Here is a 13498-nt window from a genome sequence, read left to right on the forward strand (position 1 = left end):
CAGCTTCGTTTCTGATATGTGGCCTTGGCCAGACAAAATGGGCGGTCTCAGCCTTCCATTGCGGCCATCAGCTGCCGCAGACTCGCCAGAGGATCTTCCTCGCGCCAGATCTCATCGCCGATACCGAAGAAATCAGTATAGGGTGCCAGATCACTGACCAGATCAACGGTCAGCCCGCCTTCGGCGACCACGGGCACTTCGATCATCTGCGACCACCATTCAAACAGATCTTTCTGCGCCTGATTGCCATCGCCAAGCCCGGAGGTTCCAATCGGGCCAAAGCTGACGTAATCAGCGCCGGCTTCGGCGGCGGTCAGCCCGTCGTGGCGTGAGGCACCGCAGAAACTGCCGACAATGGCATCGGCGCCAAGCGCCTTGCGCGCGGCGCGCACTGGGCGGGCTGAATCGGAGAGATGCACGCCGTCAAGGCCGAGACGCTCGGCGAGGATCTGATGATCGGTGATCACAATCGCCACATCGCGGGCATGGGCGACAGCGCGCAGCGCATCGCCGGCACGGCTCAGTGTGTCCTCATCGCGGCTGGCCAGCTCCAGCCGGACGCAGGCGATCTCCACTTCATCCAGCACCCGCGCCAGCTGGTCGGGAAACCGGCCAAGCTCAAAACTGGGAGGTGTCGTCAGATAGATCTGCGGCGTTTCGGGGGCGTCAGCGGGGCTGTCCATCGGGAGGGCTCCTGTTCAGTGGTTGTCGGTGTTTAGCGCATCTGCCACTGGACGCAAGGATTTGGCGACATCCCGGGTGGGATATTTCCGTGTGATGCTACGCTCATTATGCGGGAATATAGCAGCGTTTGCACAGAAGTCCCACGACCGAGCCTTGCCCATCAGGCCCGCGCCGATTAGAGCAGAGCAGATTTTTTGGAGAAACGGATGCCCAGCGACACCCCTCAACCCGCTTTTGTCCTCGTGCGCCCGCAGATGGGCGAGAATATCGGCGCCGCCGCCCGGGCGATGTGGAACTTCGGGCTGGACCGGATGCGCATCGTCGCCCCGCGCGATGGCTGGCCGAACCCCAAGGCGGTGGCCATGGCTTCTGGTGCTGGGCGGCTCTTGGATGAGGCGCAGCTGGCCGAAGATCTGGCAGGCGCCATCGCGGATTGCGATTTTGTCTTTGCCACGACGGCGCGCCCGCGTGAGCTGACCAAACCGGTCTACAGCCCCGAGGCGGCGATGAAGCTGGCTGCGGAGAAAATTGCAGCTGGCGAACGGGTGGCCGTGATGTTCGGACCCGAACGGGCGGGCCTTGAGAATGAGGACATCGCCCGAGCCAATGCCATCATATCGGTTCCGGTGAACCCGGATTTCGCCTCGCTCAACCTTGGTCAATGCGTCCTGCTCACCGCTTATGAATGGCGCAGGCAGGTGACTGAGGTGATGCCGGTTGTGACCGACCTTGGCAAATCGGATTGGGCCACTCATGGCGATGTTGATGCGCTGGTCAATCACTATGAGGAACGGCTGGACGAGGCTGGTTTCTTTTTTCCGCCGGACAAGGCCCCAAGCATGAAGACGGTGTTTCGCAACCTGTTCAGCCGGATGCCGCTGACCCGCGCTGATGTGCAGATGCTGCACGGGATCATGCGACAGATGGTCCGCTGGAAAGAAAAACGCGACTGAGACGCGACTTCGGGCCGATTTGCGCCATAGTCGCCTACTGGACGGGGTCGCGTCTGCGGCCTAGCTTGACGGGAAATTGGAAGAGGCAAGCATGAGCAAGCGCAGCATTTTCGAAGAGGTGTCCGGCAATGAGCCTCAGGAGCGCCCGCAGGCGCAACCGGGCGGCATCGACCGTGCCCGCCGTGGCGCAAGGGGGGCAATCCGCGCGTGGCTTGCGGTGCTCTTTGCGCTGGTGGTGGCAATGATCGTGGTGGGCGGGCTGACGCGCCTGACCGACAGCGGTCTGTCGATCACCGAATGGCGGCCGATCACCGGCGCGATCCCCCCCATGACCGAGGCAGACTGGCAGGCGGAGTTCGACAAATACAAGGAAATCGACCAGTGGCGCATTGCCAACCAATGGATGCAGCTGGCCGACTTCAAGGAAATCTACTGGTGGGAATGGGGCCATCGCCAACTGGGCCGCGTTATTGGTCTGGTCTGGGCGCTGGGGTTCCTAGGTTTTGCGCTGGCGCGGCAGATCCCGGTCGGCTGGACCGGACGTCTGGCGCTACTGGGTGTTCTGGGCGGCGTGCAGGGCGCGATCGGCTGGTGGATGGTGGAATCGGGTGTCACGCAGGGTGAAGGCATGACCTCGGTTGCCTCTTACCGGCTGGCGACGCATCTGGGGCTCGCCTTTGTCATTCTGGGGTTCATTGCCTGGTATATGTTCCTGCTGGGGCGTGAGGATCGCGATCTGATGCAGGCGCGTCGCGCCAAGGAGACCAAGCTGTTCGGCCTGTCGACCGGGCTATTGCATTTCAGCTTCTTGCAGATCCTTCTGGGCGCGCTGGTTGCCGGTATTGATGCGGGCCGTTCCTACACCGACTGGCCGCTGATGGGGGGGCAGATCCTGCCGCCGCAGCCCTTCATGCTGGAGCCACTCTGGACCAATTTCTTTGAAAACCCCGGCCTTGTGCAGTTCATTCACCGCGTCAGCGGATATCTCCTGTTGGCCTTTGGCATTGTTGTCTGGCTGCGGGGCAGAGGCAGCGCCCATCCGCGGACGCGCTTTGCCTTTAACGCGGTCTTTGCGGCGCTGCTGTTGCAAATGGTTCTGGGTATTGTCACCGTGCTCTATGCCGCACCCTGGCAGGTTGCGATCCTGCATCAGCTGATGGCTGTTTGCCTCTGGGTCCTGATCCTCAGGGCGCGGTATCTGTCGGGCTATCCGATTGCAACTTCGATTAAGGATCACTGAGAATGAGCGCATTTGACGATTTGATGGCCTATGAGCGTGACACCCAGGCGCTTGGCCAGATTGCCGGCCGTTTGGGTTGGGATCAGGAGACGATGATGCCGCGCGGTGCCGCGCCTCAGCGGGGCGAGGAAATGGCCGCCATCGAGGCTGTGCTGCACGCCCGCCGCTCTGATCCGCAGGTCGCTGACTGGCTGGAGCAGGCCGAGGCGCCCGATGAGATCGGTGCCGCCCAGCTGCGCGAGATCCGCCGAAGCTACGAGCGCGCCGTGAAAGTGCCCGGAGATCTCGCCAAACGTATCGCCCGCGTTACCTCCGAGGCGCAGGGCAAATGGGCGGCTGCCCGTGCCGCCGAGGATGTCGAAGCCTTCCTGCCCGTGCTGGAAGAGGTGGTTGCCCTGAAGCGCGAAGAGGGGCAGGCACTCGCCGCTGGGGGCGATGTTTATGACGCGATGGTTGCGGATTATGAACACGGCACCACAGGGGCGGAAATTGCGACGCTGTTTGATGCCATGCGCCCGCGCCTGGTGGAGCTGCGCGCCCGCGTGCTGGACCGCCCCACGCCCAAAGGCGTCAGCGGTCATTTCGATGCCGATAAACAGATGGCCCTGACCACCACGCTGGCCGAGACCTTCGGCTATCAGATGAGCCACGGCCGGGTCGACAAGGCGGTGCATCCCTTCTGTTCCGGCAGCGGGCTTGATGTGCGCGTCACAACCCGCACCAGCGATGAGGATCCGTTCAACTGCTTCTACTCGACCATCCATGAAGTGGGCCATGCCGCATATGAACAGAACATTGACCATGCCTATCTGTTCACGCCGCTAGGGCGTGGCGTGTCGATGGGGGTGCACGAAAGCCAGAGCCGGATCTACGAGAACCAGCTGGGCCGCAGCCGTGCCTTCACCGGCTGGCTGTTCGATCAGATGGTGCTGCAGTTTGGTGATTTCGGCATTGCGGATGCTGATGCCTTCTATGCGGCCGTGAATGCGGTGCATAACGGCTATATCCGCACCGAGGCGGATGAGCTGCAATATAACCTGCATGTGATGATGCGGTTTGATCTGGAACGGGCGCTGATGTCCGGCGATTTGCAGGCTAAGGATCTGGAAGCAGCCTGGAACGACCGTTTTGCCGCTGATTTTGGCTACGCCGTTGATAAGCCATCCAATGGCTGCCTGCAGGACGTGCATTGGTCGGTGGGGCTGTTTGGATATTTCCCGACCTATTCGCTGGGCAATGTCTATGCCGGCTGTCTTTATGACGCGCTGCATCAGGCAGTGCCGGATCTGGATGCGCAGCTGGCGACGGGTGACACCGTAGCGGCAACCAGCTGGCTGCGGAACAATCTGCAGACCCATGGCGGGTTGCGCAGCCCGGTCGAGACGATCACTCATGCTGCGGGCATGGCGCCCAGCCCGGAGCCGTTGCTGTCCTATCTGGAACAGAAGTTCGGCGCGCTCTACGGGCTGTAAGCGCGCATTGGTTCAAGATCTTGAGCAGTAATTCAAAGCCCTCGCCGGAAACTGGCGGGGGCTTATTTGTCTGTTCGAGCCGGAGTCCTGCCAGTCAGATCAGCGCCATCCGCTCGGCACGTTCGGGATCGGGGAAGGGGCGATAAAGCCCGAAATCAGCCGAGGCGATCAGCGCATTCACATTTGCGTAGAGCCGCTCGACATGCTCGTCCAATTCGCCCAGCACCCGAAACGCCTGATCCAGTTGGGTCATATTGGCGAATTCGATTTCCAGCAGGAAATCCCGGTGCTTGTCGCTGGCGAGGTTCAGCTTGCGGCGCAGCAGGCGCCAGCCCTGGATCACCTCACGCTCGCGCAGATAAGACATCCATTGGTCCACGGCGTTGGCAAAGGCAAGCGCCTTGGCCTCATGATGCAGGTCGATCGAGCAGTGATAGAGGTTCATGGTGCCTCCCTTCGCGATGGCGTTTGTGGGAGGAAGAATGACAGACACTGCTTAGGTTTTGATTAACGAAAACGCCACCCGAGGGTGGCGTTTTGAAGTTTTGGCAGATGATCCCGGGCGGGATCAGGCCTCTGCGCTGGCGGCGGTATCCGCGTCTGGCAGATCGTCGTCATCGTCGGATTGCTCGGCAATCCAGGCAACCGAGACAACCTCTTCGCCCTTGGCAGTGTTGAACACCCGCACGCCACCGGCGGAGCGCGACCGGAAGGAAATGCCATCAACCGGCACCCGGATCGATTGCCCCTTGGAGGTGGCAAGCATGATCTGGTCATCCATCTCAACCGGGAAGGAGGCAACAATGGCACCGCCGCGCATCGCCTTGTCCATTGCGGTGACACCCATTCCACCGCGGCCACGTACCGGGTAATCATGGCTGGAGCTGAGCTTGCCCGAGCCGCCGGAGGTAATGGTCAGGATCAGGTTCTCGGAGGCCGACATCTCGGCATAGCGCTCCTGGCTGATGGCGCCTGCGACGGCCTCTTCCTCGTCACCTTCGCCATCATCAGTCAGACCTGCCACCGCGCGGCGCATCTTGAGATAGGCGGCGCGTTCCTCTGGCGAGGCTTCGAAATGGCGGATCACCGACATCGACACCACATGGTCATCACCAGTCAGGCGGATGCCGCGGACACCGGTCGATTCACGTGAGTTGAAGACCCGCACATCAGTGGTGCGGAAGCGGATCGCACGACCGGAGTCGGTGAACAGCATCACGTCATCATCTTCGGAGCAGATCCGGGCATTGACCAGCTTGACCGAACCATCCTCGGGCAGCTTCATCGCAATCTTGCCGTTGCGGCGCACATTGGTGAAATCCGACAGCCGGTTGCGGCGCACGTCACCGCCGCTGGTGGCAAAGACCACCTGCAGGTTTTCCCATTCGTCATCCGGCACATCGACGGGCATGATCGCCGCGATGGACACCCCGGTGGGGATCGGCAGGATATTGACGATTGCCTTGCCTTTTGAGGTACGGCCGCCCTGTGGCAGACGCCAGGTCTTCAGCTTGTAGACCATGCCATCAGTGGTGAAGAACAACAGCTGCGTGTGGGTATTGGCGACAAAGAGGTTGGTGACAACATCCTCTTCCTTTGTCTGCATCCCCGACAGACCCTTGCCGCCGCGCTTCTGCGCGCGGAAATCGGCAAGCGGGGTCCGCTTGATATAGCCGCCACTGGTAATCGTCACGACCATGTCTTCGCGTTCGATCAGATCTTCGTCGTCCATGTCACCGGACCAGTCGACGATCTCGGTGCGACGGGGAACCGCGAAATTGTCACGCACTTCGCGCAGCTCGTCGGAGATGATGCCAAGGATCCGCTCACGCGAGGAGAGAATTTCAAGGTATTCCTTGATCTTACCCGCCAGTTGTTCCAGCTCGTCGGTGACTTCCTTGACGCCGATCTGGGTCAGACGCTGCAGCCGCAGTTCCAGAATGGCGCGGGCCTGAACCTCGGAGAGGTTATAGGTGCCATCGTCATTCATCGTATGGGTCGGGTCGTCGATCAGACGGATATAGGGCGCAATATCTGCGGCCGGCCAGCGCCGGGTCATCAGCTTGTGCCGCGCCTCGGCTGCATCCGCAGAGGCACGGATGGTCGCAACCACTTCATCCACATTGGAGACAGCAACCGCCAAGCCGCACAGAATATGGCTGCGTTCACGCGCTTTGCGAAGATCATAGGCGGTGCGCCGGGCAATCACATCTTCGCGGAAATCAAGGAAGGAGGTCAGGAACCGGCGCAGCGTCAGCTGCTCGGGACGCCCACCGTTCAGCGCCAGCATGTTGCAGCCGAAATGCGTCTGCATCGGCGTGAACCGGTAGAGCTGGTTCAGCACCACCTCGGCGGTGGCATCGCGTTTCAGTTCCACGACCACACGCACGCCGTTGCGGTCAGATTCGTCCTGCACGTGGGCGACGCCCTCGATCTTCTTCTCGCGCACCTGCTCGGCGATTTTCTCGATCATCGCGGCCTTGTTCACCTGATAGGGAATCTCATCCACGACAATGGCATAGCGGTCCTTGCGGATTTCCTCGACCCGCGTCTTCGCACGGATAATGACGCTGCCGCGCCCCTCAAGATAGGCCTTGCGGGCACCGGAGCGACCCAGCATCAGCGCGCCGGTCGGAAAGTCGGGGCCGGGGATATAATCGATCAGCTGCTCGCTGGTCAGATCGGGATCCTCGATCAGCGCAAGCGTGGCGTCGATTACCTCGCCGAGGTTGTGAGGAGGGATATTCGTGGCCATGCCGACGGCAATACCGCCAGCGCCATTGACCAGCATATTCGGGAAACGCGCGGGCAGTACCGTGGGTTCACGGTCCTTGCCATCGTAGTTGTCCTGAAAATCGACGGTCTCTTTTTCGATGTCCGCCAGCAGCGAGGCTGCGGGTTTGTCCATCCGCACCTCGGTGTAACGCATGGCCGCCGGGTTATCGCCGTCCATCGAGCCGAAGTTGCCCTGACCGTCCAGAAGCGGCAGCGACATGGAGAAATCCTGCGCCATTCGCACCAGCGCGTCATAGATCGCGGAGTCACCATGGGGGTGGTATTTACCCATGACATCACCAACCGGACGCGCCGATTTGCGATAGGGTTTGTCATGCGAGTTTCCGACCTCATGCATGGCGTAGAGAATCCGGCGATGAACCGGTTTCAGACCATCGCGCAGGTCGGGAATGGCGCGGCTGACAATAACCGACATCGCATAATCGAGATACGATGTGCGCATCTCGGATTCGATGGACACCGTCGGGCCGTCGTATTTGGGCCTTGCGGGTTTGTTTTCGTCCATGTTTTCAGGAGTTTCCGGCGTATCGTTCACGTTGGCTGCCCGTTGTTATTATTGGGTCTATATATTGTGTCAGCACCTTATCAGACAGGGCATATAAGGCGCAAGCAAGCAGGGGTTTTCACCCGGTCAATGACCGATGTTTTTAGGCAAGGAACTGTATTCGTTCAGAATTAACCCATTGCGTGCTAGTGTGGAATGGGGGGATCCGTAAGGGAGACCTGAAATGAAGGAAAGCGAAACCGAACTGATGCTGAAGGGTTACGGTCTGACCACGGCAGAGATGACCTATCATATGCCGGATCACACCCATGTCCTGAACACCTTTATCTGGCAGGATTATGATCTTGCACCGGACCATCCTCGATTGTTCAAATTCATTGAATTCTGGCACCGTGAGATCGACGGCCCGCTTCATTCTGTCCGATTTACCCATCGCAAGATGATCAGCCCCGGAGAGTGGCGCCACGTCAAAGGCGTGTTGCAGATCCACTGACAGCGCCCCATTGCGCGGTCCCCGGTGAAGACGCTGGGGGCTGAGCAGAGCTGAGCCATCTTACCTGCGGCCGCTTTCCAGCTGTGCTGCTGTCACTTCGGCGTGCCGGAGAGCTGTTTTCTTTCACTGACAACTGCTTATACTGGCGCCGAATAGAACCGAAAACAGGTGGGCCCAGCTGGTTGGCGCCCGCTTCGGTGACGGTTCGCGGCCGCGTGCATGTGCCTGAGGCGCATCTCGCCGCGGCGTGGAATCTCAGGGGTGAGAGAAGGCGCATCATGGTTTCTCGTGTTATTCCGGTTCAGGCCTTCGATCTGGTCATATTTGGCGGTACCGGCGATCTGGCGCAGCGCAAGATTCTGCCCGCCTTGTTCCGGCGCCATTGCGCGGGCCAGCTGCCACAGGATGCCCGTATTCTGGGCGCGGCGCGGGGCGACCTTGGCAGTGACGGGTATCGCGATCTGGTCCGCCGCGCTTTGCAGGATGAGAGCGGCGCCACAGATCTGGCGATGCGCGCCGCTGAGCTTGAGCGGTTTCTGGCGCGGCTGGACTATCTTGCCATTGATGCCACGGAGACAGCAGGCTGGCGCGCGCTGGCGCAGCAATTGGGCCGGCCGACGACGGACCGTGTGCGGGTGTTCTACTTTTCCGTCGGGCCAACTCTATTTGCACCGCTGGCCGAACAGATCTGGGCCCATGAACTGGCCGATGATAACACCCGAATCGTGGTGGAAAAGCCGTTCGGGCATGATCTTGCCTCGGCCAAGGCGCTGAACCGTACGCTCGCCAGCCATTTCGATGAAAGCCAGATCTACCGTATTGATCACTACCTGGGCAAAGAGACAGTGCAGAACCTGATGGCGATCCGGTTCGGCAATATGCTTTTTGAGCCTCTGTGGAATAGCCAGTATGTTGATCATATTCAAATCACAGTGGCTGAATCGGTAGGCGTAAGCGGTCGGGAGTCCTATTACGACAAATCCGGCGCGATGCGTGACATGATGCAGAACCATCTAATGCAGTTGCTCTGCCTGATTGCGATGGAGCCTCCGGCGAAGTTTGATCCCGACGCAGTACGTGACGAAAAGCTGAAGGTGATCAGGGCGCTGGAACCGGTGGAGCCGCACCATATCGTGCGCGGCCAATATACCTCTGTTGAGGGGGCGGAGCCGGGCGCGGATCTTTCCTATCGCGAAACCGCCGGTGATCCGCGCTCGACCACCGAAAGCTATGTGGCGCTGAAGGCGCATATCAGCAATTGGCGATGGGCAGGCACGCCGTTCTATCTGCGTACCGGCAAGCGGCTGGTGGCGCGATCCTCGGTGATCAATGTGTTTTTCAAGGATGCTCCACATTCGATCTTTGGTGCTGATGCCGGGCGCCATGCCAATCTGCTGACCATTCGCCTGCAACCGGATGAGGGCATCACCCTCAAGGTGACCATCAAGGAGCCGGGGCCGGGCGGTATGCGGTTGATCGACGTGCCGCTGGATATGAGCTTTGCCCAGGCGCTGGGGGCCGATATCGACGGCGCGCCGGATGCTTACGAGCGGTTGATCACCGATGTGATCCGGGGCAATCAGACGTTGTTCATGCGCGGCGACGAGGTCGAAGCGGCCTGGGCCTGGACCGATCCCATCATTGCGGGCTGGACATCGCGCGGGGATGTGCCAAAACCCTATGATAGCGGTAGCACCGGGCCGGGGGATGCGGATCTTCTGATGCGGCGCGATCAACGGGAATGGCGGGGGATCAACCCATGAATATTATCGAATATGCTGATCGGGACATGCTGGCCATTGATGTGGCCAATCAACTGGCCGGTGACCTGAAAACCCATCTGCTGCATCATGACAGCGCGTCTTTTGCCGTTGCGGGCGGCACCACGCCTGCGCCGATTTTTGACGACCTCTGCGCTGCCGATATTGACTGGGCGCGGGTGCGCCTCATGGCGACAGACGAACGCTGGGTGCCGTCTGACAGCGCGCGTTCCAATGCCCGGATGATCCGTGAACGGCTGTTGGTCAACCGCGCCGCTGCGGCGACGTTTCTGCCGTTCCATGTGCCCGCGCGCGCGCCCGAGGAGGTGCTGGCCGAAGTAGAAAGCCAGATCCAGCCGGATCTGCCGCTGTCGGTGGTGCTGCTTGGTATGGGCGAGGACATGCATACAGCTTCGCTGTTTCCCGGCGTCTCCGGGCTGGCCGAGGCTCTGGCTGCGGATGCACCGATTTTGGCGGTGATGCGGCCCGACAGCCAGCCCGAACCGCGTGTCAGCCTGTCGGCGCGTGTATTGGACGCTGCGATTGCCAAACATCTGGTGATTTATGGCGATGCCAAGCGTGAGGCATTGGAACGGGCGAAATCTCTGCCGCCCGAAGAGGCACCGATTCAGGCGGTTTTGTCAGAAATGACAGTGCATTGGGCGCCTTAAATGATGTGACCTTCTGCTGATGGCTCAGGCCTCTGCGACTGCGCCGTCCTGCTCCATCAGGGCGGCGCGCAAACTGTCGGGGAGCGGATAGCCTGCGCGTCCATCTGGCGAGCGCAGCACCATGACTCCTGTCATCCTGGCACGCAGATCGCCTGACCAGATCTGTTGTTCCATGACATATGAAGTGCGCCGGAACGACACCACACGGGCGGTGGCGATATAGCTCTCATCCAGCACCATCTCTTTGACATAATGGACATTGGCGTTGCGCAATACATTGCGTGGCGTGGGCATGCCCGTGAAATGGGGCGCAAAAAACCGATCATAATAGGCCACGCGCAGGGTTTCGAACCAGCTCAGATAGGCCTTGTTATTGACGTGGTGCAGAATGTCCAATTCAGAGAACCGCACCCGATCCGCCATGGCAAGCGGCTGCGGCGTCTCCAGCCCGTGATGGCGTTGCGCTTCGGGGCTGAGCGGGGTGTGAAAAATCAGATCCATGGCCCTGTCGGTAGAAGGAATGGCGGCAGGTCGCAAGTCGACTTGCGGCATAACTTTATGGGAAACGCCAATCACGCGCCGCAAAATCCAGCGAAAGATCAATGGCTTGGCGCAGTGTGCTGATCTGGGAGACTTTGGAGCGGGTAACGAGAATCGAACTCGTAACTAAAGCTTGGGAAGCTGCCGTGATACCTTTTCACCATACCCGCGCCAATAAGGGCTGATTACCGGTTTCGCCGGGGAGGGTCAAGCGCACAACCGCCCTCCAACCAGCAAATTTGAACCGTCAACAGACGCTAGCCACGGCGCCGGCGGCGACGGCGTCCGCCGTCGTCACCACTGTCACCGCCGCCACTGTTGAAGTTGACATCCGGCAGGGTGACGATGCTGTTGAGGATCGGGAATGGCTCCATGGAATTGGGGATTGCGGAGGCATTCACGAAATGCTCCTGAAAGCGTGGTTCCACAGCGGTTTCGACCTTCTCGATCTGCTGCACGGTGGCCTCGATCTCGGCGCGGGCTGCGGTGTTGAGGAGCGCGATCCGTGCGCCGGTGCCTGCCGCATTGCCGGCCGAGGTAACCTTGTCGAGCGGGCAATCCGGGATCATGCCCAGAACCATCGCATGTTTCGCCGAGATATGCGCGCCAAAGGCACCGGCAAGGACAACCCGGTCCACCTTGTCTATCCCGAATTTGTCCATCAGCAATCGCGCGCCAGAGTAGAGCGCGGCCTTTGCCATCTGGATGGCGCGGATATCCGGGTTGGTCACGGTGATGGTCGGGCCGCCGTCGGCCGAGCCATCCCACAGGAGATAGGCATTGGTGCGCCCGTCCTGAATGCAGCGCGTGCTGCCGGTCTGTTCGGCAGATCCGATCAGACCGGAGGCATCCAGAATGCCCGCAAGTCGCATCTCGGCAATGGCCTCGATGATGCCGGAGCCACAGATGCCGGTGATCCCGGTCGTGGCGACAGCCGTGGCGAAACCGTCCTCATTGGACCAGAGCTCAGAGCCGATGATGCGAAACCGCGGCTCCTTGGTGACGGGATCAATCTCGACACGTTCGATCGCACCGGGCGCGGCGCGCTGGCCGCTGGAAATCTGCGCGCCCTCGAATGCGGGGCCGGTGGGGGAGGAGCAGGCCAGAACCTTTTCCTTGTTGCCCAGTAGGATCTCGGCGTTGGTGCCCACATCGACCACCAGCACCAGATCCTCGGATTTGTCGGGGGCTTCCGACAGCGCCACCGCAGCAGCATCGGCGCCGACATGGCCAGCGATGCACGGCAGCAGGTAGACACGGGCAGCCGGGTGGATGTTCAGCTCCAGCTCGATTGCGCGCAGAGCCAGCGAATTGGATGTCGCCAGGGCAAATGGCGCCTGGCCCAGCTCGAACGGATCAATGCCAAGGAACAGGTGGTGCATCACCGGGTTGCAGACAAAGACCGCATCGACGATCAGCGCCTTGTCAATGCTCGCTTCGGTCGCGATCTGGGTGAACAGCGCATTCATGCCCTCGCGCACGGCGCGGGTCATTTCCTGATCGCCGCCTTTGTTCATCATCGAATAGGAGACCCGGCTCATCAGGTCTTCGCCAAAGCGGATCTGCGGGTTCATGATGCCGGAGGAGGCCACGACCTCGCCGGTCTGCAAATCACACAGATGCGCAGCGATGGTGGTGGAACCGAGGTCAACAGCAAGGCCGTAGATCGAGCCTTCGTAGAAGCCGGGCCAGATGTGCATGATCTTGGGCGGGTGGTTCGCATCGCCCAGATGCACGGCCACGGTGACTTTCCAGCCGCCCTTGCGCAGGGCAGGCTGCAACACGCTCAGGATATGCAGGTCGGTTTTGACCCCCTTCAGGTTCCACTGGCTGTGCAGCGCCTCGATCAGCCGCTCCATATCGCCGGTGGGCTTGTGCATGTCGGGCTCTTCCACCTCGACATAATAGAGCCGGGTGGAGGGGTTCATGGTGATTTCGCGGGCCTCTGCGCGTTTGCGCACGACCTGGCGGTGGACCTGGCTTTCGGGTGGCACGTCGATCACCACATCGCCCTGCACCTGTGCCTGACAGCCCAGCCGCCGCCCCTCGATCAGCCCGCGTTTGTCCTTGTAGCGCTGTTCGACCTTGTTCCACTCGGTCAGCGCATCATCGGCGACGGTGACTCCATGTTTGGAGAACTCACCATAAGAGGGCGTGATCTGGCATTTCGAGCAGATGCCCCGGCCACCACAGACCGAATCCAGATCGACGCCGAGCTGTCTGGCCGCGGTGAGAACCGGGGTGCCAACCGGAAACCGGCCCCGTTTGCCCGAGGGGGTGAAGACCACCAGCGGATGGGACGCGGGATCAGTTGCGGTCTCGGTCGGGATCTCGGTGACGGGATCGTTTGCCATGCCTGTACCTATCTTGCTTGCGCGGTTTGG

Annotated in this window: 11 protein-coding genes and 1 tRNA gene; 6 read left to right on the top strand and 6 right to left on the bottom strand. The window is 60.7% G+C overall.

Going from position 1 to position 13498, the window contains the following annotated elements; all coding sequences use genetic code 11:
* Window positions 1-47: 47 nt before the first annotated feature.
* On the bottom strand, window positions 48-683 hold the full coding sequence (locus VXL81_RS05120; RefSeq protein WP_416535961.1) for a thiamine phosphate synthase: 636 nt from the start codon (window positions 681-683) through the stop codon (window positions 48-50).
* Window positions 684-890: 207 nt separating this feature from the next.
* Here VXL81_RS05120 and VXL81_RS05125 point away from each other — a divergent pair, with 207 nt between their 5' ends.
* From VXL81_RS05125 to VXL81_RS05135, 3 genes are all read left to right on the top strand, one after another.
* Window positions 891-1637, top strand: coding sequence for an RNA methyltransferase (locus VXL81_RS05125; protein WP_340545521.1), 747 nt, complete (start codon window positions 891-893; stop codon window positions 1635-1637).
* A gap of 91 nt (window positions 1638-1728) precedes the next feature.
* On the top strand, window positions 1729-2877 hold the full coding sequence (gene ctaA / locus VXL81_RS05130) for a heme A synthase (protein WP_416553187.1): 1149 nt from the start codon (window positions 1729-1731) through the stop codon (window positions 2875-2877).
* A 2-nt stretch (window positions 2878-2879) separates the two neighbouring features.
* On the top strand, window positions 2880-4349 hold the full coding sequence (locus tag VXL81_RS05135; RefSeq protein WP_416553189.1) for a carboxypeptidase M32: 1470 nt from the start codon (window positions 2880-2882) through the stop codon (window positions 4347-4349).
* A 94-nt stretch (window positions 4350-4443) separates the two neighbouring features.
* Here the strand turns inward: VXL81_RS05135 and VXL81_RS05140 are convergent, their stop codons facing one another.
* Together VXL81_RS05140 and gyrA are read right to left on the bottom strand one after the other, a co-directional pair.
* Window positions 4444-4794 carry a DUF6614 family protein gene (locus VXL81_RS05140; protein ID WP_340545524.1) on the bottom strand — a complete coding sequence of 117 codons (351 nt, stop codon included), beginning with the start codon at window positions 4792-4794 and terminating at the stop codon, window positions 4444-4446.
* 123 nt (window positions 4795-4917) lie between these two features.
* On the bottom strand, window positions 4918-7650 hold the full coding sequence (gene gyrA, locus VXL81_RS05145; RefSeq protein ID WP_416536301.1) for a DNA gyrase subunit A: 2733 nt from the start codon (window positions 7648-7650) through the stop codon (window positions 4918-4920).
* A gap of 223 nt (window positions 7651-7873) precedes the next feature.
* Here gyrA and VXL81_RS05150 point away from each other — a divergent pair, with 223 nt between their 5' ends.
* The 3 genes from VXL81_RS05150 (at window position 7874) to pgl (ending at window position 10574) form a co-directional block, all read left to right on the top strand.
* A complete protein-coding gene (locus tag VXL81_RS05150; RefSeq protein WP_340545525.1) occupies window positions 7874-8143 on the top strand; it encodes an usg protein in 270 nt (89 codons plus the stop codon).
* 278 nt (window positions 8144-8421) lie between these two features.
* Complete coding sequence (gene zwf / locus VXL81_RS05155) at window positions 8422-9906, top strand: glucose-6-phosphate dehydrogenase (protein WP_416535958.1); 1485 nt, start codon at window positions 8422-8424, stop codon at window positions 9904-9906.
* Window positions 9903-10574, top strand: coding sequence for a 6-phosphogluconolactonase (pgl, locus tag VXL81_RS05160; RefSeq protein ID WP_416535957.1), 672 nt, complete (start codon window positions 9903-9905; stop codon window positions 10572-10574). The genes zwf and pgl overlap by 4 nt, the downstream gene beginning before the upstream one ends.
* Before the next feature lie 24 nt (window positions 10575-10598).
* On the opposite strand, the gene VXL81_RS05165 is transcribed toward pgl, so the two are convergent.
* The 3 genes from VXL81_RS05165 to VXL81_RS05175 form a co-directional block, all read right to left on the bottom strand.
* Window positions 10599-11075 carry an acyl-CoA thioesterase gene (locus tag VXL81_RS05165; RefSeq protein WP_416540193.1) on the bottom strand — a complete coding sequence of 159 codons (477 nt, stop codon included), beginning with the start codon at window positions 11073-11075 and terminating at the stop codon, window positions 10599-10601.
* Window positions 11076-11210: 135 nt separating this feature from the next.
* Window positions 11211-11284: transfer RNA gene (locus VXL81_RS05170), tRNA-Gly, on the bottom strand.
* 87 nt (window positions 11285-11371) lie between these two features.
* Window positions 11372-13468 (bottom strand): ASKHA domain-containing protein, encoded by a 2097-nt coding sequence (locus VXL81_RS05175; RefSeq protein ID WP_416553191.1) that lies wholly within the window; start codon window positions 13466-13468, stop codon window positions 11372-11374.
* Between the last annotated feature and the right edge of the window lie 30 nt (window positions 13469-13498).

Origin of the sequence: Phaeobacter sp. JH204B, assembly GCF_048055755.1 — a bacterium.
Classification (GTDB): domain Bacteria; phylum Pseudomonadota; class Alphaproteobacteria; order Rhodobacterales; family Rhodobacteraceae; genus Phaeobacter; species Phaeobacter bryozoorum.